The 25,319-nt window shown below is 55.0% G+C and carries 24 protein-coding genes; 15 read left to right on the forward strand and 9 right to left on the reverse strand.

Features of this window, described 5'->3' with window-relative positions; translation table 11 throughout:
• Window position 1: 1 nt before the first annotated feature.
• From murD to mutT, 12 genes are all read left to right on the forward strand, one after another.
• Window positions 2–1,318, forward strand: a complete 1,317-nt coding sequence (gene murD / locus ACMGG3_RS21880) for a UDP-N-acetylmuramoyl-L-alanine--D-glutamate ligase (RefSeq protein ID WP_025205419.1) — start codon at window positions 2–4, stop codon at window positions 1,316–1,318.
• Window positions 1,318–2,562, forward strand: coding sequence for a cell division protein FtsW (ftsW, locus tag ACMGG3_RS21885; protein ID WP_014168628.1), 1,245 nt, complete (start codon window positions 1,318–1,320; stop codon window positions 2,560–2,562). The genes murD and ftsW overlap by 1 nt, the downstream gene beginning before the upstream one ends.
• Entirely contained in the window at window positions 2,559–3,623 is a 1,065-nt protein-coding gene (gene murG, locus ACMGG3_RS21890; RefSeq protein ID WP_020882577.1) for an undecaprenyldiphospho-muramoylpentapeptide beta-N-acetylglucosaminyltransferase, read from the forward strand. Before ftsW ends, murG begins: the two co-directional genes overlap by 4 nt.
• 58 nt (window positions 3,624–3,681) lie before the next feature.
• Window positions 3,682–5,157: a UDP-N-acetylmuramate--L-alanine ligase gene (gene murC / locus ACMGG3_RS21895; protein ID WP_014168630.1), complete on the forward strand. Its 1,476-nt coding sequence runs from the start codon at window positions 3,682–3,684 to the stop codon at window positions 5,155–5,157.
• Window positions 5,150–6,070: a D-alanine--D-alanine ligase gene (locus ACMGG3_RS21900; protein ID WP_068795209.1), complete on the forward strand. Its 921-nt coding sequence runs from the start codon at window positions 5,150–5,152 to the stop codon at window positions 6,068–6,070. Before murC ends, ACMGG3_RS21900 begins: the two co-directional genes overlap by 8 nt.
• Before the next feature lies 1 nt (window position 6,071).
• Window positions 6,072–6,914, forward strand: coding sequence for a cell division protein FtsQ (gene ftsQ / locus ACMGG3_RS21905; RefSeq protein WP_014168632.1), 843 nt, complete (start codon window positions 6,072–6,074; stop codon window positions 6,912–6,914).
• The gene (ftsA, locus tag ACMGG3_RS21910; RefSeq protein WP_006173845.1) at window positions 6,911–8,167 is read left to right on the forward strand and encodes a cell division protein FtsA; all 1,257 of its coding nucleotides are present in this window, start codon (window positions 6,911–6,913) and stop codon (window positions 8,165–8,167) included. The genes ftsQ and ftsA overlap by 4 nt, the downstream gene beginning before the upstream one ends.
• A gap of 63 nt (window positions 8,168–8,230) precedes the next feature.
• Window positions 8,231–9,382 (forward strand): cell division protein FtsZ, encoded by a 1,152-nt coding sequence (gene ftsZ / locus ACMGG3_RS21915; RefSeq protein ID WP_008501978.1) that lies wholly within the window; start codon window positions 8,231–8,233, stop codon window positions 9,380–9,382.
• Between the two features lie 101 nt (window positions 9,383–9,483).
• Complete coding sequence (gene lpxC / locus ACMGG3_RS21920; protein WP_014168633.1) at window positions 9,484–10,401, forward strand: UDP-3-O-acyl-N-acetylglucosamine deacetylase; 918 nt, start codon at window positions 9,484–9,486, stop codon at window positions 10,399–10,401.
• Between the two features lie 283 nt (window positions 10,402–10,684).
• Window positions 10,685–11,188: a secA translation cis-regulator SecM gene (gene secM, locus ACMGG3_RS21925; RefSeq protein ID WP_072255744.1), complete on the forward strand. Its 504-nt coding sequence runs from the start codon at window positions 10,685–10,687 to the stop codon at window positions 11,186–11,188.
• Window positions 11,189–11,248: 60 nt separating this feature from the next.
• Entirely contained in the window at window positions 11,249–13,954 is a 2,706-nt protein-coding gene (gene secA, locus ACMGG3_RS21930; protein WP_014168636.1) for a preprotein translocase subunit SecA, read from the forward strand.
• A gap of 57 nt (window positions 13,955–14,011) precedes the next feature.
• Window positions 14,012–14,404: an 8-oxo-dGTP diphosphatase MutT gene (mutT, locus tag ACMGG3_RS21935; protein WP_014168637.1), complete on the forward strand. Its 393-nt coding sequence runs from the start codon at window positions 14,012–14,014 to the stop codon at window positions 14,402–14,404.
• A gap of 1 nt (window position 14,405) precedes the next feature.
• Here the strand turns inward: mutT and yacG are convergent, their stop codons facing one another.
• The 3 genes from yacG to coaE are packed head-to-tail and all read right to left on the reverse strand — an operon-like array spanning window position 14,406 to window position 15,973.
• Window positions 14,406–14,600 carry a DNA gyrase inhibitor YacG gene (gene yacG, locus ACMGG3_RS21940; protein WP_063156932.1) on the reverse strand — a complete coding sequence of 65 codons (195 nt, stop codon included), beginning with the start codon at window positions 14,598–14,600 and terminating at the stop codon, window positions 14,406–14,408.
• 9 nt (window positions 14,601–14,609) lie between these two features.
• Entirely contained in the window at window positions 14,610–15,353 is a 744-nt protein-coding gene (gene zapD, locus ACMGG3_RS21945) for a cell division protein ZapD (RefSeq protein WP_014168639.1), read from the reverse strand.
• A complete protein-coding gene (coaE, locus tag ACMGG3_RS21950; RefSeq protein ID WP_014168640.1) occupies window positions 15,353–15,973 on the reverse strand; it encodes a dephospho-CoA kinase in 621 nt (206 codons plus the stop codon). Before coaE ends, zapD begins: the two co-directional genes overlap by 1 nt.
• A 228-nt stretch (window positions 15,974–16,201) precedes the next feature.
• Here coaE and ACMGG3_RS21955 point away from each other — a divergent pair, with 228 nt between their 5' ends.
• Complete coding sequence (locus ACMGG3_RS21955) at window positions 16,202–17,245, forward strand: GMP reductase (protein WP_014168641.1); 1,044 nt, start codon at window positions 16,202–16,204, stop codon at window positions 17,243–17,245.
• 33 nt (window positions 17,246–17,278) lie between these two features.
• Here the strand turns inward: ACMGG3_RS21955 and hofC are convergent, their stop codons facing one another.
• From hofC to nadC, 4 genes are all read right to left on the reverse strand, one after another.
• Window positions 17,279–18,463: a protein transport protein HofC gene (gene hofC, locus ACMGG3_RS21960; protein WP_414149457.1), complete on the reverse strand. Its 1,185-nt coding sequence runs from the start codon at window positions 18,461–18,463 to the stop codon at window positions 17,279–17,281.
• Window positions 18,453–19,835, reverse strand: coding sequence for a type II secretion system protein GspE (gene gspE / locus ACMGG3_RS21965; protein WP_138014272.1), 1,383 nt, complete (start codon window positions 19,833–19,835; stop codon window positions 18,453–18,455). The genes hofC and gspE overlap by 11 nt, the downstream gene beginning before the upstream one ends.
• A 10-nt stretch (window positions 19,836–19,845) precedes the next feature.
• Window positions 19,846–20,283, reverse strand: a complete 438-nt coding sequence (gene ppdD, locus ACMGG3_RS21970) for a prepilin peptidase-dependent pilin (RefSeq protein ID WP_151712106.1) — start codon at window positions 20,281–20,283, stop codon at window positions 19,846–19,848.
• Between the two features lie 173 nt (window positions 20,284–20,456).
• A complete protein-coding gene (gene nadC, locus ACMGG3_RS21975; protein ID WP_047743424.1) occupies window positions 20,457–21,350 on the reverse strand; it encodes a carboxylating nicotinate-nucleotide diphosphorylase in 894 nt (297 codons plus the stop codon).
• Between the two features lie 87 nt (window positions 21,351–21,437).
• Here nadC and ampD point away from each other — a divergent pair, with 87 nt between their 5' ends.
• On the forward strand, window positions 21,438–21,989 hold the full coding sequence (gene ampD, locus ACMGG3_RS21980) for a 1,6-anhydro-N-acetylmuramyl-L-alanine amidase AmpD (RefSeq protein WP_032681656.1): 552 nt from the start codon (window positions 21,438–21,440) through the stop codon (window positions 21,987–21,989).
• Window positions 21,990–21,998: 9 nt separating this feature from the next.
• The gene (ampE, locus tag ACMGG3_RS21985; protein WP_025205391.1) at window positions 21,999–22,853 is read left to right on the forward strand and encodes a beta-lactamase regulator AmpE; all 855 of its coding nucleotides are present in this window, start codon (window positions 21,999–22,001) and stop codon (window positions 22,851–22,853) included.
• A gap of 18 nt (window positions 22,854–22,871) precedes the next feature.
• Here ampE and ACMGG3_RS21990 read toward each other — a convergent pair whose 3' ends face one another.
• Together ACMGG3_RS21990 and ACMGG3_RS21995 are read right to left on the reverse strand one after the other, a co-directional pair.
• Window positions 22,872–23,822, reverse strand: a complete 951-nt coding sequence (locus ACMGG3_RS21990; protein WP_032681654.1) for a family 43 glycosylhydrolase — start codon at window positions 23,820–23,822, stop codon at window positions 22,872–22,874.
• Between the two features lie 10 nt (window positions 23,823–23,832).
• Window positions 23,833–25,230, reverse strand: a complete 1,398-nt coding sequence (locus ACMGG3_RS21995; RefSeq protein ID WP_309163743.1) for an MFS transporter — start codon at window positions 25,228–25,230, stop codon at window positions 23,833–23,835.
• Between the last annotated feature and the right edge of the window lie 89 nt (window positions 25,231–25,319).

A 25,319-nucleotide genomic window follows, 5' to 3' on the forward strand; every position in this document is an offset into this window, starting at 1 on the left:
CATGGCAGATTACCAGGGCAAAAAAGTCGTTATCATCGGGTTGGGGCTGACAGGCCTCTCCTGCGTGGACTTTTTCCTCGCGCGCGGCGTGACGCCTCGCGTAATGGATACGCGTGTTTCTCCGCCGGGTCTGGATAAACTGCCGGAACAGGTTGAACGCCACCTTGGTGGTCTGAATGATGACTGGCTGCTGGCAGCCGATCTGATTGTCGCCAGCCCCGGTATGGCGCTGGCGCATCCTTCTCTCAGCGCTGCGGCCGATGCGGGCGTTGAGATTGTCGGTGATATTGAGTTGTTCTGCCGTGAAGCGCAGGCACCCGTTATCGCGATTACCGGCTCTAACGGTAAAAGCACCGTCACCACCCTTGTGGGTGAGATGGCGAAAGCGGCGGGCATGAACGTGGGCGTGGGAGGCAATATTGGCCTGCCAGCGCTAATGCTGCTGGATAAGGGCTGTGAATTGTACGTCCTCGAGCTTTCCAGCTTCCAGCTGGAAACGACCTCCAGCCTTCGTGCGGCCGCGGCGACTATCCTTAACGTTACTGAAGATCATATGGATCGCTATCCGTTTGGTCTACAGCAGTACCGCGCTGCCAAACTGCGCATTTATGAAAATGCGAAGGTCTGCGTCGTTAACGCGGATGATGCCCTGACCATGCCGGTGCGCGGGGCGGACGATCGCTGCATTAGCTTTGGCATCACCATGGGTGACTATCATCTTAACCGTCAGTTGGGCGAAACCTGGCTGCGCGTGAAGGGTGAGAAAGTGCTGAACGTGAAAGAGATGAAGCTTACCGGCCAGCATAACTACACCAATGCTCTGGCGGCGCTGGCGCTGGCGGATGCCGTAGGGCTGCCGCGTTCGTCCAGCCTGCAAGCATTGACCACCTTTACCGGCCTGGCGCACCGTTTCCAGCTGGCGCTGGAGCACAACGGTGTGCGCTGGATTAACGACTCAAAAGCCACCAACGTCGGCAGTACCGAGGCCGCCCTGAACGGCCTGCACGTTGAAGGTACCCTGCATTTACTGCTCGGCGGCGACGGTAAATCGGCGGATTTCTCCACGCTGAAACCGTATCTCGCCGGGAATAATATCCGCTTGTACTGCTTTGGTCGCGACGGCAGTGAGCTGGCTGAGCTGCGTCCTGACATTGCCGAGCAAACCGAGACCATGGAGCAGGCGATGCGGCTGATTGCCCCTCGCGTGAAGCCGGGTGATATGGTCCTGCTCTCTCCGGCCTGCGCCAGCCTCGATCAATTCAAGAATTTCGAACAGCGTGGCGATCTCTTTACCCGTCTGGCGAAGGAGTTAGGCTGATGCGTTTATCTCTCCCTCGCCTGAAAATGCCGCGCCTGCCAGGATTTGGCGTTCTGGCGTGGGTGTTTGCGGCACTCAAAGGCTGGGTGATGGGCTCTCGTCAAAAAGATAACGACAGCCTGGTCATGTACGACCGTACGCTCTTCTGGCTCACGCTGGGACTGGCGGCGGTTGGTTTTATCATGGTGACCTCGGCGTCAATGCCTGTCGGGCAGCGGCTGGCGAACGATCCGTTCCTGTTTGCGAAACGTGATGGCCTGTACATCATCCTGGCGTTCTGTCTGGCGCTGGTGACATTACGTCTGCCGATGGAGTTCTGGCAGCGGCACAGTACCGCGATGCTGATCGCCTCCATCATTATGCTGCTGATCGTACTGGTGGTGGGGAGCTCCGTAAACGGGGCATCGCGCTGGATTGCCTTTGGCCCACTGCGTATTCAGCCCGCGGAATTTACCAAGCTCTCTCTGTTCTGCTACCTGGCTAACTACCTGGTACGTAAAGTGGATGAAGTGCGTAATAACCTGCGCGGCTTCTTAAAACCCATGGGCGTTATTCTGGTGCTGGCGGTCTTACTGCTGGCGCAGCCTGACCTTGGTACCGTGGTCGTGCTGTTTGTCACCACGCTGGCAATGCTGTTCCTGGCCGGGGCGAAGCTGTGGCAGTTCATCGCCATCATCGGAATGGGTATCTCAGCGGTTGTGCTGCTGATCCTCGCCGAGCCTTACCGTATCCGCCGTGTGACCTCATTCTGGAACCCGTGGGAAGACCCGTTTGGCAGCGGTTATCAGCTGACGCAGTCGCTGATGGCTTTTGGTCGCGGTGAAGTCTGGGGTCAGGGCCTGGGCAACTCGGTACAAAAACTGGAGTATTTACCCGAAGCGCACACTGACTTCATCTTCTCCATTATTGGGGAAGAACTGGGTTATATCGGTGTGGTATTAGCGCTATTAATGGTATTCTTCGTCGCTTTCCGCGCCATGTCGATTGGGCGGAAAGCGCTGGAGATCGATCACCGCTTTTCAGGTTTCTTAGCCTGCTCAATAGGTATCTGGTTTAGTTTCCAGGCATTGGTTAACGTCGGGGCCGCAGCGGGTATGCTGCCGACCAAAGGCCTGACGTTGCCGTTGATCAGTTATGGTGGTTCCAGTCTGCTGATTATGTCGACGGCCATCATGATGTTGTTACGCATAGATTATGAAACGCGTCTGGAAAAAGCCCAGGCGTTTACACGAGGTTCACGATGAATCAACCGAAGCGGTTAATGGTGATGGCAGGCGGTACCGGTGGACATGTGTTCCCGGGGCTCGCAGTTGCGCACCATTTAATGGATCAGGGCTGGCAGGTACGCTGGCTGGGAACCGCGGACCGCATGGAAGCCGACCTGGTACCGAAGCACGGTATCGAGATCGACTTTATTCGCATTTCCGGCTTACGCGGAAAAGGCATTAAGGCCCAGCTTCTGGCACCGGTGCGTATTTTCAACGCCTGGCGTCAGGCGCGTGCCATCATGAAGCGTTTTAAGCCTGATGTGGTGCTGGGGATGGGCGGCTATGTTTCTGGCCCGGGTGGGCTGGCGGCCTGGTCATTGGGCATCCCCGTGGTGCTGCATGAGCAGAATGGCATTGCCGGTCTGACCAATAAATGGCTGGCGAAAATTGCCACCAAAGTGATGCAGGCTTTCCCGGGAGCCTTCCCGAAGGCGGACGTGGTGGGTAACCCGGTGCGCGTAGACGTGCTGGCGCTGCCATTACCGGATGCGCGCCTGCCTGGTCGTGAAGGGCCGGTCCGTGTGCTGGTCGTTGGCGGTTCTCAGGGCGCACGCATTTTAAACCAGACGATGCCGCAGGTTGCAGCAAAGCTGGGTGATGCGGTGACAATCTGGCACCAAAGCGGAAAAGGTGCTCAGCAGATGGTTGAGCAGGCTTACGCCGATGAAGGCCAGCCGCAGCATAAAGTGACGGAATTTATCGACGACATGGCCGCAGCGTATGCCTGGGCCGATGTCGTGGTCTGCCGCTCTGGCGCATTGACGGTGAGCGAAATTGCCGCCGCCGGGTTGCCGGCTCTGTTTGTGCCGTTCCAGCACAAAGACAGACAGCAGTACTGGAATGCGCTGCCGCTTGAGAAAGCCGGCGCCGCGAAAATATTTGAACAGCCACAATTTACCGCCGATGCGGTCGCCACCACCCTGGCGGGCTGGAACAGAGAGGCATTACTGGAGATGGCGCAACGCGCACGCGCGACCGCTATTCCTGATGCAACGGAACGGGTGGCAAAAGAAGTGAGCCTGGCAGCCCAGGCTTAACCCTCGCAGCGCGTGTTGCGCTGCACGAATTTTTTAAGTAGTCGATGGCGTTTAGAGAATGAATACACAACAACTGGCAAAACTGCGTTCTATCGTGCCCGAGATGCGTCGCGTCCGGCACATTCACTTTGTTGGCATCGGTGGTGCTGGCATGGGCGGTATTGCCGAAGTGTTAGCTAACGAAGGCTATCAGATCAGCGGGTCTGACCTGGCGCCAAACCCTGTTACGCAGCAGCTGGCGTCGCTTGGGGCGACTATCTATTTCAATCATCGCCCGGAAAACGTGCGCGATGCGAGCGTGGTGGTCGTGTCGAGCGCCATCTCCTCTGATAACCCGGAAATCGTGGCCGCGCACGAAGCGCGTATTCCGGTGATCCGCCGTGCGGAAATGCTGGCGGAGTTGATGCGTTTTCGACATGGCATTGCGATTGCCGGAACCCACGGCAAAACCACCACCACGGCGATGGTCTCCAGCATTTATGCAGAAGCGGGCCTCGATCCGACGTTCGTCAATGGTGGTCTGGTAAAAGCGGCAGGCGTGCATGCGCGTCTCGGACACAGCCGTTATTTAATTGCCGAAGCGGATGAGAGCGATGCGTCGTTCCTGCATCTGCAGCCGATGGTCGCCATCGTCACCAATATCGAAGCCGACCATATGGATACTTACCAGGGCGACTTCGAGAACTTAAAGCAGACCTTTATTAATTTCCTGCACAACCTGCCGTTCTATGGACGCGCGGTAATGTGTGTAGACGATCCGGTGATTCGCGAGCTGTTGCCGCGCGTCGGACGTCAAATCACGACTTACGGCTTCAGCGAAGACGCTGATGTCCGCGTGGAAGATTACAAACAGCTGGGTGCGCAGGGGCATTTCACCCTGGCGCGTCAGGACAAAGAACTGCTGCATGTCACCCTGAATGCACCAGGGCGTCACAACGCCCTGAATGCCGCAGCGGCAGTGGCCGTGGCGACAGAAGAAGGCATTGATGACGAAGCCATTCTTCGTGCACTGGAAAGCTTCCAGGGAACCGGGCGTCGCTTCGACTTCCTCGGTGAATACCCGCTGGAGGCGGTGAACGGTAAACCCGGTACTGCCATGCTGGTTGATGACTACGGACACCACCCGACGGAAGTGGACGCGACGATCAAAGCCGCGCGTGCAGGCTGGCCAGAAAAAAATCTGGTCATGATCTTCCAGCCGCACCGTTTCACGCGTACCCGTGACCTGTATGACGATTTCGCCAGCGTCCTGTCACAGGTGGATACGCTCCTGATGCTGGATGTTTATGCAGCGGGCGAAACTCCTATTCCTGGTGCAGACAGCCGTTCTTTATGTCGTACCATCCGCGGACGCGGTAAAGTAGACCCTATTTTGGTTTCCGATCCTGCCCAGGTGGCTGAAATTCTGGCCCCGGTGCTGACCGGCAACGATTTAATACTGATTCAGGGCGCGGGAAATATCGGCAAAATCGCCCGTACCTTAGCTGAAATCAAACTGAAGCCGCAAACTCAGGAGGATGAGCATCATGGCTGATAAGATTGCTGTCCTGTCTGGCGGCACATCCGCCGAGCGCGAGGTTTCCCTGAATTCAGGTGCCGCTGTACTGGCGGGCCTGCGTGAAGGGGGTGTGGATGCGCACCTGGTCGATCCGAAAGAGACTGACGTAACCCAGTTAAAGGCGATGGGCTTCGATAAAGTCTTTATCGCGTTACATGGCCGTGGTGGCGAAGACGGCACCCTTCAGGGGCTGCTGGAACTCACCGGCATGCCGTACACCGGCAGCGGTGTGATGGCCTCCGCCATTTCTATGGATAAACTGCGCAGCAAACTGCTGTGGCAGGGCGCGGGTTTACCCGTTGCTCCCTGGATTGCCCTGACGCGTCGCGAATTTGAAATGGGCCTCTCCGATAGCGTTAATGCACGCATTGCTGAGCTGGGCTTACCGGTTATTGTAAAGCCCAGCCGCGAAGGGTCGAGCGTTGGCATGTCCAAAGTTGAGAAAGCTGAGGATTTATCTTCCGCTTTAGCCCTGGCATTTCAACATGATGAAGAAGTTCTGATTGAAAAATGGCTCAGCGGGCCGGAATTTACCGTCGCGATGCTTGGCGAAGAAATTTTACCGTCAATTCGTATCCAACCGGCCGGAACCTTCTATGATTATGAGGCGAAGTATCTCTCTGATGAGACGCAATATTTCTGCCCAAGTGGTCTTGAAGCTGAGCGTGAAACCGATTTACAGTCCCTGGTGGTTAAAGCCTGGCATGTTCTGGGTTGCCGTGGATGGGGCCGCATCGACGTGATGCTCGACAGTGATGGACAATTTTATCTGCTGGAAGCAAATACTTCTCCGGGAATGACCAGCCACAGCCTTGTGCCGATGGCAGCGCGTCAGGCGGGGATGAGCTTCTCGCAATTAGTCGTACGTATTCTGGACCAGGCGGGCTGATATGTCTCAGGCTGCATTGAACACGCGCAACCGCGATGACGAAGAAGAATACTCTTCTTCACGCCGGAGTAATGGAACGCGTCTTGCAGGTATTATTTTCCTTCTCGGGGTGCTGTGCACCGTGTTTATCAGCGGCTGGATGGTTCTGGGCTGGATGGAAGATGCGCAACGGTTGCCACTTTCGAAGCTGGTGGTCACCGGTGAGCGTCATTACACCCGTAACGATGACATTCGCCAGACAATTCTGGCGCTGGGATCGCCTGGCACCTTTATGACGCAGGACGTCAATATTATCCAGAGTCAGATTGAACGTCTGCCATGGATAAAACAGGCGAGTGTCAGAAAGCAATGGCCTGATGAATTGAAGATTCATCTGGTTGAATATGTGCCCATTGCGCGTTGGAATGATCAGCACATGGTTGACGTAGACGGAAATTCCTTCAGCGTCCCGGCCGATCGTGTCAACAAGCAAAATTTACCGATGTTGTATGGCCCGGAAGGTAGCGAAAACGAAGTGTTACAAGGTTTTCGTGAAATGGGGCAGGTGCTGGCGAAGGACAGGTTTACGCTAAAAGATGCTGCAATGACGGCGCGCCGCTCCTGGCAACTGACGTTAACGAATGGCATTAAGCTCAACCTGGGTCGCGGGGACACAATGAAACGTCTGGCGCGATTTGTAGAACTTTACCCGGTTTTACAGCAGCAGGCACAGACTGACGGCAAACGGATAAGCTACGTTGATTTGCGCTATGACTCAGGCGCAGCAGTCGGTTGGGAACCGGCTCCGGTCGAGGAACCTAATCAGCAACAGAATCAGGCACAGGTACAGGCAGAACAACAATGATCAAGGCGACGGACAGAAAACTGGTAGTTGGACTGGAGATTGGCACCGCGAAGGTTGCCGCTTTAGTAGGGGAAGTTCTGCCCGACGGTATGGTCAATATCATTGGCGTGGGCAGTTGCCCGTCCCGTGGTATGGATAAAGGTGGGGTTAACGATCTTGAGTCGGTGGTGAAGTGCGTACAGCGCGCCATCGATCAGGCTGAATTGATGGCAGATTGCCAGATTTCCTCTGTTTATCTGGCGCTTTCGGGTAAGCACATTAGCTGCCAGAACGAAATCGGCATGGTGCCGATTTCCGAAGAAGAAGTGACGCAGGAAGACGTTGAAAACGTTGTGCATACGGCGAAATCCGTGCGCGTTCGCGATGAGCATCGCGTGCTGCACGTGATCCCGCAGGAGTATGCGATTGACTACCAGGAAGGGATCAAAAACCCGGTCGGTCTTTCCGGCGTACGTATGCAGGCAAAAGTGCACTTGATCACATGTCACAACGATATGGCGAAGAACATTGTAAAAGCCGTTGAACGTTGTGGCCTGAAAGTTGACCAACTCATTTTCGCCGGTCTTGCAGCGAGCTATTCCGTGCTGACCGAAGATGAACGTGAACTGGGTGTCTGTGTGGTCGATATTGGTGGTGGTACAATGGACATGGCCGTGTATACCGGCGGTGCACTGCGCCACACCAAAGTGATCCCGTATGCCGGGAACGTTGTGACCAGCGATATTGCTTACGCTTTTGGTACGCCACCGAGTGATGCAGAAGCGATTAAAGTACGCCACGGCTGTGCGCTGGGGTCTATCGTTGGCAAAGATGAGAGCGTTGAAGTGCCGAGCGTGGGCGGACGTCCACCGCGCAGCCTGCAGCGCCAGACGTTGGCAGAGGTCATTGAGCCGCGTTATACCGAGCTGCTTAACCTGGTCAACGAAGAGATTTTGCAGTTACAGGAACAGCTTCGCCAGCAGGGCGTGAAACATCATCTTGCAGCGGGGATTGTATTAACCGGCGGGGCAGCGCAAATTGAAGGTCTTGCGGCCTGCGCTCAGCGCGTGTTCCATACGCAAGTGCGTATCGGTGCTCCGCTGAATATTACCGGTTTAACGGATTATGCTCAGGAGCCGTACTATTCAACGGCCGTGGGCCTGCTCCACTACGGGAAAGAATCTCATCTCAGTGGTGAAGCAGAAGTGGAAAAACGCGTCTCAGTTGGGTCGTGGGTCAAACGACTGAACAACTGGTTGCGAAAAGAGTTTTAATTTTTTTAAGAGACCGGAGAGAATTAGCGGTCTCGGGCGACAGGCACAACGGAGAGAGAAATTATGTTTGAACCTATGGAACTGACCAACGACGCGGTGATTAAAGTCATCGGCGTCGGTGGCGGCGGCGGTAACGCCGTAGAGCATATGGTGCGTGAACGCATTGAAGGTGTTGAGTTCTTTGCAGTTAACACCGATGCACAGGCACTGCGTAAGACGGCTGTAGGCCAGACTATCCAGATCGGCGGTGGCATCACCAAAGGGCTGGGCGCTGGGGCTAACCCGGAAGTCGGTCGTAATGCGGCTGAAGAAGATCGTGAGGCCCTGCGCGCTGCACTGGAAGGTGCGGACATGGTCTTTATCGCAGCGGGTATGGGTGGCGGTACGGGTACCGGCGCAGCACCTGTTGTGGCTGAAGTAGCGAAAGATTTAGGTATCCTGACCGTTGCTGTTGTGACCAAGCCTTTCAACTTTGAAGGCAAGAAGCGTATGGCTTTCGCGGAGCAGGGTATCACTGAACTGTCCAAGCACGTGGACTCGTTGATTACCATCCCGAACGACAAACTGTTGAAAGTTCTGGGTCGCGGTATCTCTCTGCTGGACGCTTTTGGCGCAGCCAACGACGTGCTGAAAGGCGCGGTGCAGGGTATCGCTGAACTGATTACCCGTCCGGGTCTGATGAACGTTGACTTTGCAGACGTTCGTACCGTGATGTCCGAAATGGGCTACGCGATGATGGGCTCTGGCGTGGCAAGCGGTGAAGACCGTGCAGAAGAAGCGGCTGAAATGGCTATATCTTCTCCACTGCTGGAAGATATCGACCTGTCTGGTGCGCGCGGCGTGCTGGTCAACATTACCGCTGGCTTCGACCTGCGTCTGGATGAGTTTGAAACCGTGGGTAACACTATCCGTGCGTTCGCCTCTGACAACGCTACCGTGGTAATCGGTACTTCCCTTGACCCGGAAATGAACGACGAGCTGCGTGTTACTGTTGTTGCTACCGGTATCGGTATGGACAAGCGTCCTGAGATCACCCTGGTGACCAACAAACAGACTCAACAGCCGGTTATGGATCGTTACCAGCAGCACGGTATGTCTCCTCTGACTCAGGAGCAGAAACCGGCCGCGAAAGTGGTTAACGACCCCACTCCGCAAACGGCGAAAGAGCCAGATTATCTGGATATCCCGGCGTTCCTGCGCAAGCAAGCTGACTAAGAATTGGCTGGAATTTGGGGATTTTCGCTCTTTGTGCTAAACTGGCCCACCGTCAGTGATATACACTTTCGGTTGGATAGTTAATTTGGCGAGATTATACGATGATCAAACAAAGGACACTTAAACGTATCGTTCAGGCGACTGGTGTCGGTTTACATACCGGCAAGAAAGTCACACTGACGTTACGCCCTGCGCCGGCCAATACCGGGGTCATCTATCGTCGCACCGACTTGAATCCACCGGTAGACTTTCCGGCCGATGCCAAATCTGTGCGTGATACTATGCTCTGTACTTGTCTGGTGAACGAGCATGACGTGCGGATTTCTACCGTAGAGCACCTGAACGCCGCCCTGGCGGGTCTGGGTATCGACAACATTATGGTTGAAGTCGATGCGCCAGAAATCCCGATCATGGATGGTAGTGCTGCTCCGTTCGTCTATCTGTTGCTGGATGCCGGCATCGAAGAACTGAACTGCGCGAAAAAATTTGTTCGTATCAAAGAGACCGTTCGCGTCGAAGATGGCGACAAATGGGCTGAATTCAAACCGTACAATGGTTTCTCGTTGGACTTTACCATCGATTTTAACCATCCGGCGATTGATGCCAGCACCCAACGCTATGCGATGAACTTCTCTGCTGATGCGTTTATGCGCCAGATCAGCCGTGCCCGTACGTTTGGCTTCATGCGTGATATCGAATATCTGCAGTCCCGCGGCCTGTGCCTGGGCGGCAGCTTCGATTGTGCCATCGTTGTTGACGATTATCGCGTACTGAACGAAGACGGTCTGCGTTTTGAAGATGAATTCGTTCGTCACAAAATGCTGGATGCTATCGGCGACCTGTTTATGTGTGGTCACAACATCATTGGTGCATTTACCGCGTTTAAATCCGGTCATGCACTGAACAACAAACTGTTGCAGGCAGTCCTGGCAAAACAGGAAGCCTGGGAATATGTGACCTTTGAAGATGAAGCTGAGCTGCCGCTGGCCTTCAAAGCACCAAACACGGTACTGGCGTAACGGTTAAAGCCGTTTCGTAAAAAATCGACTGGTTAACCTGGTACTCTCTCCGACCAGGGAGACCAGTCGTTTTTATTTTTACCCTTCTTTATTTATTTGCCCCAGCGTCACTTCTCGTTTGCCCGGTGCGGAAAATCTGTGCGTTAGCTGCATTCTTGACCGTTTTTCCCCGCAGCAATACGTCATTCCTGCTGCTGTGTATTGGCTTTAGTGGTAATATCTGGGCGCTTAAAAGAATAATTGAATTCAGCCTGTTGAAGGCTGGCTTAATGTGGTGGAGCAAGTGAGCGGAATACTGACGCGCTGGCGACAATTTGGCAGACGTTACTTCTGGCCGCATCTCTTATTAGGGATGGTCGCGGCGAGTTTCGGCTTGCCTGCGCTCAGCAACAGTGCGGAAGCGGCGACGCCGACGAAGACCTCCACAACCAAACACGATCTCAACACGCGGGTTAATTTTACTAACCTGGCGTGGCTTGAAGCCAATCGCCGCCCGAATTTCTCGGTGGATTACTGGCACCAGCATGCGATCCGTACCGTTATTCGCCATCTGTCATTTGCGATGGCTCCGCAGGCACTGCCTGTTGCTGAAGAGACGCTGCCGGTACAGGCGCAGCATCTTGCTCTGCTGGACACGCTTAACGCGCTGCTTACGCAGGACAGTCAGCCACCCGTCATGGTGCGTCAGACCACACAAATCGCGCACGTTCCTCCTGCGACCTTCTCCGTTTCGACATGGATTAGCCAGGTTCACGGCATCCGCGCCGGGCCTCAACGCCTCAGCTAAATTAACCTTTTTTCAATACCTTAATTTATCTGCCCAACCTGGGGCGTTTGAGAATTTATTATGCTAATCAAATTGTTAACAAAAGTTTTTGGTAGTCGTAACGATCGTACCCTGCGCCGTATGCGCAAAGCTGTTACCGTCATCAATGGCATGGAGCCGGCGATGGAGAAGCTCTCTGATGACGAGCTGAAAGCGAAAACCGTAGAATTCCGCGCGCGTCTTGAAAAAGGCGAAACGCTGGAAAGCCTGATCCCTGAAGCCTTCGCCGTTGTGCGTGAGGCCAGTAAACGTGTGTTTGGCATGCGTCACTTCGACGTTCAGCTGCTGGGTGGTATGGTGCTTAACGAGCGCTGCATCGCGGAAATGCGTACCGGTGAAGGTAAAACCCTGACCGCAACGCTGCCCGCCTACCTGAACGCACTGACCGGTAAAGGCGTTCACGTCGTTACCGTCAACGACTATCTGGCACAGCGTGATGCCGAAAACAACCGTCCCCTGTTCGAATTCCTGGGCATGACCGTTGGCATCAACATGTCCGGTCTGCCGGCACCCGCCAAACGTGAAGCCTATAACGCGGATATCACCTACGGTACCAACAACGAATACGGCTTCGACTACCTGCGTGACAACATGGCGTTTAGCCCTGAAGAGCGCGTCCAGCGTAAACTGCACTATGCGCTGGTGGATGAGGTGGACTCCATCCTGATCGATGAAGCGCGTACCCCGCTGATCATCTCCGGCCCGGCCGAAGACAGCTCCGAGATGTACCGTAAAGTCGATAAAATCATTCCGCACCTGCTGCGTCAGGAGAAAGAAGATTCCGACACCTTCCAGGGTGAAGGCCACTTCTCTGTCGATGAAAAAGCGCGCCAGGTGAACCTGACCGAACGCGGTCTGGTGAAAATTGAAGAGCTGCTGGTGGCTGAAGGCATCATGGAAGAGGGCGAGTCTCTGTACTCGCCGACGAACATTATGCTGATGCACCACGTCACTGCCGCGCTGCGTGCCCACGCGCTGTTCACCCGCGATGTCGACTACATCGTGAAAGACGGTGAAGTTATCATCGTTGATGAGCACACCGGCCGTACCATGCAGGGACGTCGCTGGTCTGATGGTCTGCACCAGGCCGTTGAGGCCAAAGAAGGCGTTGATATTCAAAATGAAAACCAGACGCTGGCTTCTATTACCTTCCAGAACTACTTCCGTTTGTACGAGAAGCTGGCGGGGATGACCGGTACTGCAGATACCGAAGCATTTGAATTCAGCTCCATCTACAAACTGGATACCGTGGTCGTTCCAACCAACCGCCCAATGATCCGTAAGGATATGCCGGACCTGGTGTACATGACCGAAGCGGAAAAAATTCAGGCGATCATTGAAGATATTCGCGATCGTACCGCTAATGGCCAGCCGGTGCTGGTGGGGACAATCTCCATCGAGAAATCCGAAGTGGTTTCCAATGAGTTGACCAAAGCGGGCATCAAACACAACGTACTGAACGCCAAATTCCACGCCAAAGAGGCCGATATCGTTGCGCAGGCGGGTTACCCGGCAGCGGTAACAATCGCCACCAACATGGCGGGTCGTGGTACCGACATTATGCTGGGTGGTAGCTGGCAGGCAGAGATTGCCGAGCTGGAAAACCCAACGCCGGAGCAGATTGCTCAGATTAAAGCGGACTGGCAGGTACGCCATGACGCGGTGCTGGCATCCGGTGGTTTGCATATTATTGGTACCGAACGTCACGAATCTCGTCGTATCGATAACCAGCTGCGCGGCCGTGCGGGTCGTCAGGGCGATGCCGGTTCTTCCCGCTTCTACCTGTCTATGGAAGATGCGCTGATGCGTATTTTCGCCTCCGACCGTGTTTCCGGCATGATGCGTAAACTGGGTATGAAACCTGGCGAAGCCATTGAACACCCGTGGGTCACCAAAGCGATTGCTAACGCCCAGCGTAAAGTGGAAAGCCGCAACTTCGATATTCGTAAGCAGCTGCTGGAATATGATGATGTGGCCAACGACCAGCGTCGTGCCATCTATACCCAGCGTAACGAACTGCTGGACGTGTCCGACGTGAGCGACACCATCAACAGCATTCGCGAAGACGTATTCAAAGCGACTATCGACGCGCATATTCCACCGCAGTCTCTGGAAGAAATGTGGGATATCGAAGGTCTGCAGGAACGCCTGAAAAACGACTTCGACCTCGAACTGCCAATCAAAGAGTGGCTGGACAAAGAGCCTGAGCTGCACGAAGAGACCCTGCGTGAACGTATTTTCGAAACCGCGCTGGACGTATACAAGCGTAAGGAAGAAGTCGTTGGCGCTGAGATGATGCGTCACTTCGAAAAAGGCGTGATGCTGCAAACGCTGGACTCCCTGTGGAAAGAGCACCTGGCGGCGATGGACTACCTGCGTCAGGGTATCCACCTGCGTGGTTACGCGCAGAAAGATCCGAAGCAGGAGTACAAGCGTGAATCCTTCGCCATGTTTGCGTCCATGCTGGAGTCACTGAAGTATGAAGTGATCAGCACCCTGAGCAAAGTTCAGGTACGCATGCCAGAAGAAGTGGAAGCAATGGAGCAACAGCGCCGTGAAGAAGCTGAGCGTCTGGCACAGATGCAACAGCTGAGCCACCAGACTGACGAGAGCGAAGCTGCGGCAGCGATCGCGGCCCAGACTGGCGATCGTAAAGTTGGCCGCAACGATCCGTGCCCGTGTGGTTCCGGTAAAAAATACAAGGCGTGCCACGGTCGTCTGAGCTAAATTCATAACAAAACAAAAAGGCGCAGAAATCTGCGCCTTTTTTATGGAAGTGACAATATGAAAATACTGCAAATTGCCGTCGGGATTATTCGCAACCCGCAAAACCAGTTCTTTATCACCCAGCGCGCCGCCGACGCCCATATGGCGAACAAATGGGAGTTTCCGGGCGGGAAAATCGAGTCAGGCGAAACGCCGGAACAGGCGCTGATCCGTGAGCTTCAGGAAGAAGTGGGGATCACCCCGCTTGGCGCAACGCTGTTTGACAAGCTCGAATACCAGTTTCCCGATCGTCACATTACACTTTGGTTCTGGCTGGTGGAAAATTGGGAGGGGGATCCCTGGGGCAAAGAGGGGCAACCGGGTAACTGGGTTGAACTGCAGGCAAGCGATGCCGACAAATTCCCGCCGGCAAATGAGCCTGTGATTACCCGGTTAGTGCAGGGCGTTTAATTTACTGCTGTTCTTCACTCCAGTCATCGCTGTCCGAAAGAGTGCCTTCACTCGGAATGCGTTTCTCTTCCGCCGCCCATTCGCCCAGGTCAATTAACTGACAGCGTTTACAGCAGAATGGGCGGTATGGGCTCACTTCGCCCCAGACAACATTTTTGCCACAGGTTGGGCAGTTTACGATGGTTACGTCAGACATTGGCACTCCTTAACAACAGGCCAGTTCAAAATCGAGGCGTTCCGGCACGGTGCCATTTTCACTGTCCAGCGGCATAAAGCGAATCGCAAAACGGCTCTTATGCCCGGAAATTTGCGGGTAAAGCTGCACGTCGAGCGAAAGGTTCAGTCGCAGCAGATCGGCATCGTCCCCGTTATCCTGGTAAAAACCGTTCAGGCTGGTCTGCTTGCGGAACGGCGCAGAGTTACGGATAAGATCGAGGATCAGCGATAACGTCCGGTGCATCGGCTCCAGGCTTTCCAGCCAGATATTCACCTGCGCATCACGCTGCGTTTGCGGCATGTGCAGCCACATATGAAGCGTTGGCAGGTCAAAGCTGCAGCATCCACCGGGAATACTCAGGCGCTGGCGTACCAGGGCAATCAAGCGATCTTCACGCAAAAACTGGCCAACGCGAGGGGCAGCCATTAACGTGCTGCTACTGCTTTTTAACTGCTGACGCAGGGAATCGATACGGCTTTGATCAACACCCGGGACTTCCGCCCATGCCTGCAGTTTACGCTGCTGACGCTCAAGTTCTTTCAGTAATTCGGTGCGAACATCTCCACGCTCAATCACATCCAGCAGGTCGCCCACATTGCGGAAGAAGTGCAACGCAGTGGCGTGATCGTTGACAGGCAGATGTTGCGAGAGTTGTTGAATAAGAAATTCGATACGCAGCCAGGTACGCATTTTTTCGTTAAGCGGATGCTCAAAAAGGATGTGAGTCGACATTATGGTTTTTCCTGTGCAACGGCCTGCGCGGCGAAGGTCAAATACTGCGCGTGCAGACGGGCAACATCCGATGCAATGGCATCTGGTGCGCCGTTATTATCAATAACATCATCCGCAACGGCCAGGCGCTGATCGCGCGTGGCCTGAGCGGCAAGAATTTGTTCGGCATGTTCGCGCGAGACGCGATCGCGCGTCATGGTTCGCTGGATTTGCGTTTCGGGAAGGACATCAATGACCAGAACCCGATCGGCTTTCTTCTGCAGCTGATTTTCTACCAGCAACGGAACGACCCACAGCACATACGGTGAGCGGGCGGCGGCAATCTGACGCTGGGTTTCCTGGTGGATAATGGGGTGGAGCAGGGCATTAAGCCAGACCTTTTCTGCAGAATCGGAAAAAATGCATTCGCGAAGCTGTCGGCGATTTAGCGTGCCGTCTGCATTGATGATGGCCGGACCAAAATGTTCTTCAATGGCCTTTAACGCGGGTGTATTCGGTTCTACCACCTGACGGGCAATGATATCGGCATCGATAATCGCGATACCCAGGCGAGCGAAAGCGTCCGCAACGGTACTTTTGCCACTACCGATGCCGCCGGTTAATGCGACGGTATACCCCATTAAATCAAATCCTGGGAATTATTCATTATTAAAATCAGTTGGTTGAAATTCAAACGTATGCCAGCCAATGTTTAGCTCTCTTTACCGGCTTTTTACCAGGTAAATTTATAGGATTGTAGCGTAAAAAAAGAGAATTTCGCAGTCTTGCGGAGCAGGTATTAGTGCGTATGATAACGTCACTGGAGTTGTGCTTTTAACATATTTGCCTCTAACCCCAGGAATCCGCACATGCGTATCGAAGAAGATCTGAAGTTAGGTTTCAAAGACGTTCTTATCCGCCCTAAACGCTCTACACTGAAAAGTCGCTCAGACGTTGAACTCGAACGTCAATTCACCTTTAAACATTCCGGTCAGACCTGGTCTGGCGTGCCGATCATCGCTGCCAATATGGACACCGTGGGAACCTTCGAGATGGCAACCGCGCTGGCACAGTTCGACATCCTCACGGCAGTTCACAAACACTACAGCCCTGAAGAGTGGAACGCCTTTGTGGCATCCGCTTCTGCTGAGGTCGTGAAGCATGTGATGGTCTCTACCGGAACCTCAGATGCCGATTTCGAAAAGACCAAACAAATCCTCAAGAGTAACCCCGCGCTGAACTTCGTCTGTATTGATGTAGCGAATGGTTATTCCGAACACTTCGTGCAGTTCGTGAGCAAGGCGCGTGAAGCCTGGCCGAACAAAACCATCATTGCGGGTAACGTAGTGACCGGCGAGATGTGTGAGGAGCTGATCCTCTCTGGCGCAGATATCGTCAAAGTGGGCATTGGCCCGGGTTCCGTGTGCACCACGCGTGTCAAAACCGGTGTCGGTTATCCGCAGCTTTCTGCGGTTATTGAATGTGCCGATGCTGCGCACGGCCTGGGCGGCCAGATCATCAGTGACGGTGGTTGTACTACCCCGGGTGATGTCGCGAAAGCTTTCGGCGGCGGAGCAGACTTCGTGATGCTTGGCGGTATGCTGGCAGGTCATGAAGAGAGTGGCGGTACCGTGGTGGAAGAGAACGGCGAGAAATTTATGCTGTTCTACGGTATGAGCTCTGAATCGGCGATGACCCGTCACGTGGGTGGCGTTGCAAAATACCGTGCGGCAGAAGGCAAAACCGTGAAGCTGCCGCTGCGCGGCCCGGTTGAGAATACCGCACGTGACATTCTTGGTGGCCTGCGTTCGGCCTGCACCTATGTGGGGGCATCCCGCCTGAAAGAGTTGACGAAACGCACGACCTTTATCCGCGTTCAGGAACAGGAAAACCGCGTTTTCAATAGCCTGTAATCGCGTAAGCTGGCGCGCATCCGTGTGCCAGCGCTATCCCGCACTCATCGCATCCCCGAGATGGAAGATAGGCAGATACATTGCCACCACCAGCGTGCCGATAATCACACCCGTCACGATCAGCAGCACAGGCTCCAGCACGGCAGCCAGGTTATCTGCTGACTGAAAGGTTTGCTCCGTGTGGTGACGCGCCAGGTTTACCAGCATGATATCGAGCGCACCTGACGTTTCACCGGTTCGTAATAGCTGAATACACAGCGGAGTAAAAACCGCCGCCTTTTGAAAGGATGCCCAAAGGGGATAACCCTTTTCAATGTCTTCCCGGATGGCGCGGAGTATCCCCTGCCAGTACCTGCTCTCAACCGTCTCTTCTGCACTCTCCAGACCCTTTAAAAAAGCGATGCCCGCCTGCTGCGTGAGCGACAGTACGGTAAAAATTTGCCCCAGCTTTTGTCCTTTAGCCAGCGCGCCCATGACGGGGATATGCAGCAGTACGTGTTGCCAGCGCGGATCCTGCCGCAAACCCCAGGCGATGATCATGGGAAGGAGTAGCCCCGCGAACAGCGCGAGGGCATAGGACTGTATAAACGTTGCCATTCCCATGACTATCTGTGTCAGCATCGGGAGTGGGGTATTAAACGTTTTGTAGATGGCAGCGAACTCGGGCAAGACCAGAGTGACCATGGCCAGCACCACGAGTACCGCCAGTGCCAGGATTACCATCGGGTAACGCAGTGCCTTTTTCACTTTCGCATTGAGTTGCTGCTGTGATTTTTGTTGCTGGGCAAGCTCACGGCAGCACGTCTCCAGCTTCCCGGTTAGCTCGCCGGTCTTCACCATCGACACATACAGTGGGCTAAATACCGCGGGCCAGCGCTTCAGCGCCTCAGAAAAAGGGCATCCTTCACTCAGCTCATCGGCAAGGCTTTGCAGGAGTGCCTGCCAGGGCGTTATCGGATGCTGGTCCGCCAGCATCTGCAGGCTGTCAGACAGTGTCAGGCCCGCCTGCAAAAGCGTGGCGAGCTGGTGAAATACCTCGTAGCGGTGATATGGTCGCCAGCGATACCTCTGCGTGCAGCGGGTGATTGTCAGAGGATGTAGCGCTTTGCGCATCAGCCTGTCGAAAGCCGCATTACGGTCAGTTGCCCACAGAGCCCCGCTTCGGGGCTCTCCTTCAACGGATAGCGCACGCCAGCGCCAGAGGTGATTAGCAGCCATCGGGCATTCCCAGGATACGCAGCAACTCTTCGAGCGTGGTCAGTCCCTGTTCAACAGCCATACAGCCATGTTCGAAAAGGGATGTCATTCCTGCCTGACGGGCGCTGGCCTCAATCACCTCTGACCCCGCTCCGCTGGCAATGGCCTGCCGGAGTGTCTGGTCAATGACGAGCACTTCAAAAATGGCGACGCGACCATAAAAACCGTGATAACAGCGCTCACAGCCGGTGGGTTGCCAGCGCGGTAGCGGCCGGGGCCAAACGGAGCGAGGCAGTTCTGCCCGCTTGTCGGTTTCCTGGCGGCAATGGGGGCATAAACGGCGCACCAGTCGCTGGGCGATGACCAGCGAGAGGGCGGAAGAGATCATCCATCGCGCCACCCCCATCTGCTGCAGGCGGATCAGGGTTTCCGCCGTCGAGTTGGTGTGTAGCGTCGACAACACCAGATGCCCGGTTTGTGCGGCATTAATGGCAATCTCTGCCGTTTCGCCATCACGAATTTCGCCGACCATAATGATGTCAGGATCCTGACGTAGCAGCGCTCTCAGCACCGTCTGGAAGGTGAGGCCCGCACGCGGGTTTATCTGCGTCTGGTTTAATCCTGCAAGCGGGATCTCTATCGGGTCTTCCACGCTGCAGATGTTCACATCCGGCGTGTTTCGAGCCTGCAGCGCGCTATACAGCGTCACGGTTTTACCGCTGCCGGTGGGGCCGGTAACCAGAATCAGCCCCTGCGGCTGGTGGAGCACTTCGCTAAAGCCGGCCAGCTGTTTAGCATTCATCCCCAACGTTTCTGGCTCAAGAGATTGCTGAACCTGATGCAGCAGGCGCAGTACAATTTTTTCACCCCCGCTGCAGGGAAGCGTGGCGATGCGAAATGAGACCGGCTCGTTTGCCAGCTCAATCGTAAACTGACCGTCCTGCGGTAAGCGGCGCTCCGCAATATCGAGGTTACCCAGCACTTTTAACCGGGCGCTGAGCATGGTCGCCAGCGCGGCTGACAGTGGGGGCTGCGGGCAAAGCACGCCGTCGATGCGCAGGCGAATCTGGCAAGTCTGCTCCATCGGTTCAATATGAATATCAGAAGCGCGTTGGTTTATCGCCTGCTGCAGCGTGTGGTTAAGAATATCCACCGCTGAGTGTGTCGGCGTAACGACGGGCAGATGCGTTTGTGTGGTTAACTGCCGGTGTTTTTCCATGCGCTCGGTGCTCCAGCACTCGATATCAATCCGTTTCTGGGTAGCGAAACGCAGGGCTTCCATCAGTTCAGGGCCGGGGTTTCCCACGACGGCAATGCTAATCATGTCGCTATCGCTGCTCAGCAGAAGGGCATGGTGACGCAGACAAAGTGCGACAAGCTGATCGGTATTCATCATCCGCTCCTCAGTGGGTGTCGAAGCGGAAAACGTCTTCACAGGCCTGCTTGAGCGCGCTGTCGGTACCGATGTTGCAGTCACGCGTCCACCCTGTCATGCCGTTGCCATCACTCCATTGTGGCGTCATGACCACCTCCAGCCCATTAAGGCTCTCCTGGCCGGTTAAGATCACGACGCCTTTCGCCACGTTCATGCCTGAAACGTAGCGGGTAGTGGTGGGGGACGGGATGCCATTACTGCCTCCGTCACAGCTCTCCACGCCACCGTGATCCAGGGCGCAAAGCTCAATGGCGGTGCGGTAGGGAATGAAGGTTTGCAGCATATCGGTCAACGCTGCTTTTCGCAGGTAGTTCTGGTACGCGGGAACGCCGATGGCGCTCAGAATGGCAATAATGCCGATCACCACCATCAGCTCAATGAGTGTGAATCCTTGTTGTCTGTCCATGTCTGCTCCTTACGTTAAGTAGGGCTACTCTGGCAGTGAGACAGCGCAGAAACGAGGGGCAAAAAAAGGAACGTGAAGGGGCTTTCAGGGAATTCGTGGCGTGTTGCAGGGTAGGGCAATGCTTTTGCGAGCGGGAGTGAATTTCCCCTCTCCGCAACGAGAGGGGAGGGACATTATTTGAAGCGCATCGAGAGGTCGAGGGCGCGAACGTGCTTGGTCAGCGCCCCAACGGAGATGAAATCAACGCCGGTCTCGGCGAATTCACGGATCGTATCAAACGTCACGTTGCCGGATACTTCAAGTTGGGCTTTGCCGTTAGTCAGTTTTACCGCCTCGCGCATCTGCTCGGTTTCGAAGTTATCAAGCATGATGATATCGGCGCCGGCCTTGATAGCCTGCTCCAGCTCCTCCAGGTTTTCGACTTCCACTTCGACGGGCACATCCGGATGCAGCCAGAAGGCTTTTTCGACCGCCTGACGCACGGATCCTGAGGCAATGATATGGTTCTCTTTAATCAGGAACGCGTCAGACAACCCCAGACGATGGTTTGCACCGCCGCCACAGAGCACCGCGTATTTCAACGCAGTGCGCAGACCTGGTAGCGTTTTGCGGGTATCCAGCAACTGCGTGCGGGTACCCGCCAGCAGGTCAACGTAGCGACGTACTTCGCTTGCCACACCGGACAACGTCTGCACGAAGTTCAGCGCGGTTCGTTCGCCGGTCAGCAGTACACGGGAAGGTCCATCAAGTTCGAACAGCGGCTGATTTGCCGTAATCGCATCACCGTCGTCGACATGCCAGGTGATCTGCACCTCATCGCCTGCCAGTTGGGTAAAGACCTCTTCAACCCAACGCTTACCGCAAAAAATACCCTCTTCGCGCGTAATAATGACCGCATGTGAGCGAGTCTCTTTTGGCAATAATTGTGCGGTAATATCCCTGTCGGCGCTGACGTCACCGCCCAGATCTTCTTTCAGGGCATGGGCAACACTTGCCGGAATATCCATACTAATACGTTCCAGAAGCGCTTCACGTCGGTTGTCGGGGTTGTAACGGCGAGGCGGCATGATAAAACTCCAAATTGGTAACGAATCATAATATTGAAACATGCTACTCTGAACCGAGTAACAGCACCATACATAAGGAGTTCCAGCATGTTGTTAGAAAACGGATGGCTGGTGGATGCGCGGCATGTGCCCTCGCCCCACCACGACTGCCGCCCGGAGGATGAAAAGCCCACACTGCTGGTTGTTCATAATATCAGTCTCCCGCCGGGTGAGTTTGGCGGCCCGTGGATCGACGCGTTATTCACGGGGACCCTGGATCCTGATGCCCATCCTTTCTTTGCTGAGATTGCGCATCTGCGCGTGTCGGCTCACTGTCTGATCCGTCGCGACGGCGAAGTGGTTCAGTACGTCCCTTTTGATAAGCGCGCCTGGCATGCCGGCGTGTCGATGTACCAGGGACGCGAACGCTGCAATGATTTTTCCATCGGGATTGAGCTGGAAGGCACTGACACCACCCCCTACACCGATTCACAGTATCAACAATTGGTGGCTGTAACCCAAACACTGATCGGGCTCTATCCCGCGATAGCCGGGAATATTACGGGACACAGCGATATTGCTCCGGCGAGAAAAACCGATCCCGGCCCGGCTTTTGACTGGCCCCGGTTTCGCGCCTTGCTTACCGCGTCGTCAGAATAAGGAGATAACATGACGTTGTTTACCATGCTGCTGGTTATCATCGCTGAACGCCTGTTCAAACTCGGTGAGCACTGGCATCTGGATCATCGGCTGGAGGTGCTTTTCCGCCGGATTAAACATTTTTCCATGCTGCGCACGCTGCTGATGACCGCTGGCGTGATGGTTATAACGTTTTTACTGCTGCGTTCGCTTTACGGCCTCTTTTTCAACGTGCCGCTGCTGGTGGTGTGGATCCTGCTCGGCGTGCTCTGTATTGGCGCGGGCAAGGTGCGTATGCACTACCACGCCTATCTGAAAGCCGCATCTCGTGACGATGCCCATGCGCGGGGCGCCATGGCGAGTGAGCTGACGATGATCCACGGCGTGCCGCCGGATTGCGATGAGCGTGAATTTTTGCGCGAACTGCAAAATGCGCTGCTGTGGATCAACTTCCGTTACTACCTGGCACCGCTGTTCTGGTTTGTGGTGGGCGGCCCGTGGGGGCCGGTACTGCTGATGGGCTATGCGTTTCTGCGCGCCTGGCAGACCTGGCTTGCCCGTTACCTTACCCCGCATGAACGTTTATTGTCGGGAATCGATGCCATTCTGCATGTGCTGGACTGGCTCCCGGTACGTCTGGTGGGCGTCGTTTATGCGTTAATTGGCCACGGTGAAAAAGCGCTGCCGGCATGGTTTGCTTCGCTTGCCGACCGCCACACGTCTCAGTATCAGGTGTTAACACGTCTGGCGCAGTTCTCGCTGGCGCGTGAGCCGCATACCGACAAGATTGAAACGCCGAAAGCGGCTGTCTCCATGGCGAAGAAAACGTCGTTTGTGGTGGTCGTGGTCGTGGCGTTGCTGACCATTTACGGCACGCTGGTCTAAGCCAGCGCGCCGTACCGGTCAGAGCGTATCAGCAGGCGGGATGCCAAAGTCAGGCATCCCGTTTTCGTCCCAGCGCACGTGTTTCAGACGCGTGTGACGATTCGGGTCATAGAGCGGGTCGCCTTCAATCTCGGTGTAGTTTCGCGCGTGGTAGACCAGCACGTCTTCTCCCTCCGGCGTTTGCGTAAAGCTGTTATGCCCGGGCCCAAACTGACGATTCTCGACGCTGGTTCGGAAAACCGGACGCGACGCTTTATGCCAGTTCGCCGGATTTTGCGGATCGGCATTCATGTCTATCCACAGTAACCCCATGCAATAGTTCTCATCCGTGGCGCTGGCGGAGTAGCTGATAAACAGCTTATCTTCGTGAAACAGCACTGCCGGACCTTCGTTGACCCAAAATCCGCGGCATTCCCAGTCATACTCCGGTTTACTGAGCATCACCGGCTCGCCTTTGAGCGTCCACGGATTCGCCATTTCGCACAGATAGAGGTTGGAGTTTCCGGAGATATCCGGGGCTTTTTGTGCCCACAAATACCAGCGTTTTCCCTGATGGACGAACGTGGTGGCGTCCAGTGCGAAGGTGTCGAACGGGGTGGTAATCTGGCCTTTCTCGATCCACGTCCCGGTGAGGGGATCGTGGTCCGCACACTCCAGCGCAAACATACGGTGCTGGAACATACCGAGGCTGTCCAGCGCCTGGGTATGGGTGGCGGCAAAATAGATATACCACTTACCGTCAATGTGGTGCAGTTCCGGTGCCCAGATCAACTGGCTCATCGGCCCGGTCTCCGGTTTACGCCAGACCACGACCTCTTCGGCATCGCGTAGTCCTTCCAGGGAGTCGGCGCGGCGGATCTCGAGCCTGTCGTACTGCGGCACGGAGGCGATAAAGTAGTACAGCCCCTCGTGGTGCAGAATGTAGGGGTCGGCACGTTGTTCAATAAACGGGTTTGGCCAGGTGTGCATTCGGCTTTCCTTATTTCGTCTCAGCGGCTTTGAGTTCCTGATAATTATTCAGCTCGCGATAATTGTTGCGGCGCTTCTCGAGGTCTTCCTGGATCTGCTTCATCGTTTCGCGGTCAACCTTCAGCAGACGTACCACGCCTGCGGTAATGAGATACCCGACGCCCGGAATCACGGTAAACAGCAATACAATGCCGTTGATGGCATCCGGACTTTGCGCTTTCGCCCCCGCGTCATAACCGTACCAGGAGAGCAGGAAACCAACCATCGCACCGGCAATCGCCAGCCCCAGTTTGAGGAAGAAGATGTTACCGGAGAAGCTGATCCCGGTGATGCGCTTACCGGTTTTCCACTCACCGTAGTCATCGACGTCGGCCATCAGCGACCAGTGCAGCGGAGATGGGATCTGGTGCAGGATGTTCAGCAGGAAGTAGAGCAGCACAATGGTGACCGTGGCTTTCGGATCGAAGAAATAGAAGGCGCAGGAGAAAATCGCCAGCACGATGTTGGTCCAGAAGAACACTTTCAGCTTACACCAGCGGTCGGTGAGGACTTTCGCCAGCATACTGCCGAGCATCATGCCAACCACGCCCAGGCTGATAAACAGCGTGGCGAAATGGGTACTCTGGCCCATAACCCAGGTCACGTAGTACATCGTGGCCGCCATGCGGATAAAGCCCGGGCATACGTTGCACAGGGTCAGCAGCAGAATGCGCACCCACTGGTCGTTCTTCCACACGTCTTTCAGGTCGTTTTTCAGCTCGTCATGAGTCTGTACCGCCGGGCGTACACGCTCGCGAACGGTATAGAAGCAGAACAGGAACATACCGGTACCAATCAGCGCCAGCACGGTCATTGCCATCTGGTAGCCTTTGGCTTTGTTGTCGCCACCAAACCAGTCGGCCATCGGTAACAGCGTCAGCGACAGCAGCAGCGTGGCGATACCTACCAGCACAAAGCGATAGGACTGGCAGGCAACACGTTCCTGCGGATCGTTGGTAATCACGCCGCCTAACGAACAGTAAGGAATGTTGATTGCCGTATAGGTTAAAGAGAGCAGGAAATAGGTGACGAAGGCATAGATAACTTTGCTGTTGTAGCTCCACTCTGGCGTGGTGAACATCAGGATGCTGAACAGCGCATAGGGAAAGGCAATCCACAGCAGCCATGGACGAAACCGGCCATATTTACTGCGGGTACGGTCGGCGATGGCCCCCATAATCGGATCCGTTACGGCATCAATTACGCGGACAGACAGCAGCAGTACGCCGACCAGTGCAGGCGCCAGGCCAAAAATATCGGTATAAAAATAATTAACAAACAACATGATGGCGCCAAAGATGATGTTGCAACCTGCATCGCCCATCCCATAGCCGATCTTTTCTTTTACTGACAGTTTAGCGTTATCCATAGACTGCTCTCCGGGTTACGGTATGGAGAGAATTATTTGCTGGCAAACGAATATATGCGTTGCAGTATCAGGGCGGTGATATGGATAAA

Origin of the sequence: Enterobacter sp. BNK-18 (genome assembly GCF_047456135.1) — a bacterium.
Lineage (GTDB): Bacteria > Pseudomonadota > Gammaproteobacteria > Enterobacterales > Enterobacteriaceae > Enterobacter > Enterobacter ludwigii.

Coding starts and splice junctions, on each gene's coding strand:
- murD (WP_025205419.1), top strand. CDS start 2: ATGGCAGATTACCAGGGCAAAAAAGTCGTTATCATCGGGTTGGGGCTG.
- ftsW (WP_014168628.1), top strand. CDS start 1,318: ATGCGTTTATCTCTCCCTCGCCTGAAAATGCCGCGCCTGCCAGGATTT.
- murG (WP_020882577.1), top strand. CDS start 2,559: ATGAATCAACCGAAGCGGTTAATGGTGATGGCAGGCGGTACCGGTGGA.
- murC (WP_014168630.1), top strand. CDS start 3,682: ATGAATACACAACAACTGGCAAAACTGCGTTCTATCGTGCCCGAGATG.
- ACMGG3_RS21900 (WP_068795209.1), top strand. CDS start 5,150: ATGGCTGATAAGATTGCTGTCCTGTCTGGCGGCACATCCGCCGAGCGC.
- ftsQ (WP_014168632.1), top strand. CDS start 6,072: ATGTCTCAGGCTGCATTGAACACGCGCAACCGCGATGACGAAGAAGAA.
- ftsA (WP_006173845.1), top strand. CDS start 6,911: ATGATCAAGGCGACGGACAGAAAACTGGTAGTTGGACTGGAGATTGGC.
- ftsZ (WP_008501978.1), top strand. CDS start 8,231: ATGTTTGAACCTATGGAACTGACCAACGACGCGGTGATTAAAGTCATC.
- lpxC (WP_014168633.1), top strand. CDS start 9,484: ATGATCAAACAAAGGACACTTAAACGTATCGTTCAGGCGACTGGTGTC.
- secA (WP_014168636.1), top strand. CDS start 11,249: ATGCTAATCAAATTGTTAACAAAAGTTTTTGGTAGTCGTAACGATCGT.
- mutT (WP_014168637.1), top strand. CDS start 14,012: ATGAAAATACTGCAAATTGCCGTCGGGATTATTCGCAACCCGCAAAAC.
- yacG (WP_063156932.1), bottom strand. CDS start 14,600: ATGTCTGACGTAACCATCGTAAACTGCCCAACCTGTGGCAAAAATGTT.
- zapD (WP_014168639.1), bottom strand. CDS start 15,353: ATGTCGACTCACATCCTTTTTGAGCATCCGCTTAACGAAAAAATGCGT.
- coaE (WP_014168640.1), bottom strand. CDS start 15,973: ATGGGGTATACCGTCGCATTAACCGGCGGCATCGGTAGTGGCAAAAGT.
- ACMGG3_RS21955 (WP_014168641.1), top strand. CDS start 16,202: ATGCGTATCGAAGAAGATCTGAAGTTAGGTTTCAAAGACGTTCTTATC.
- hofC (WP_414149457.1), bottom strand. CDS start 18,463: ATGGCTGCTAATCACCTCTGGCGCTGGCGTGCGCTATCCGTTGAAGGA.
- gspE (WP_138014272.1), bottom strand. CDS start 19,835: ATGAATACCGATCAGCTTGTCGCACTTTGTCTGCGTCACCATGCCCTT.
- ppdD (WP_151712106.1), bottom strand. CDS start 20,283: ATGGACAGACAACAAGGATTCACACTCATTGAGCTGATGGTGGTGATC.
- nadC (WP_047743424.1), bottom strand. CDS start 21,350: ATGCCGCCTCGCCGTTACAACCCCGACAACCGACGTGAAGCGCTTCTG.
- ampD (WP_032681656.1), top strand. CDS start 21,438: ATGTTGTTAGAAAACGGATGGCTGGTGGATGCGCGGCATGTGCCCTCG.
- ampE (WP_025205391.1), top strand. CDS start 21,999: ATGACGTTGTTTACCATGCTGCTGGTTATCATCGCTGAACGCCTGTTC.
- ACMGG3_RS21990 (WP_032681654.1), bottom strand. CDS start 23,822: ATGCACACCTGGCCAAACCCGTTTATTGAACAACGTGCCGACCCCTAC.
- ACMGG3_RS21995 (WP_309163743.1), bottom strand. CDS start 25,230: ATGGATAACGCTAAACTGTCAGTAAAAGAAAAGATCGGCTATGGGATG.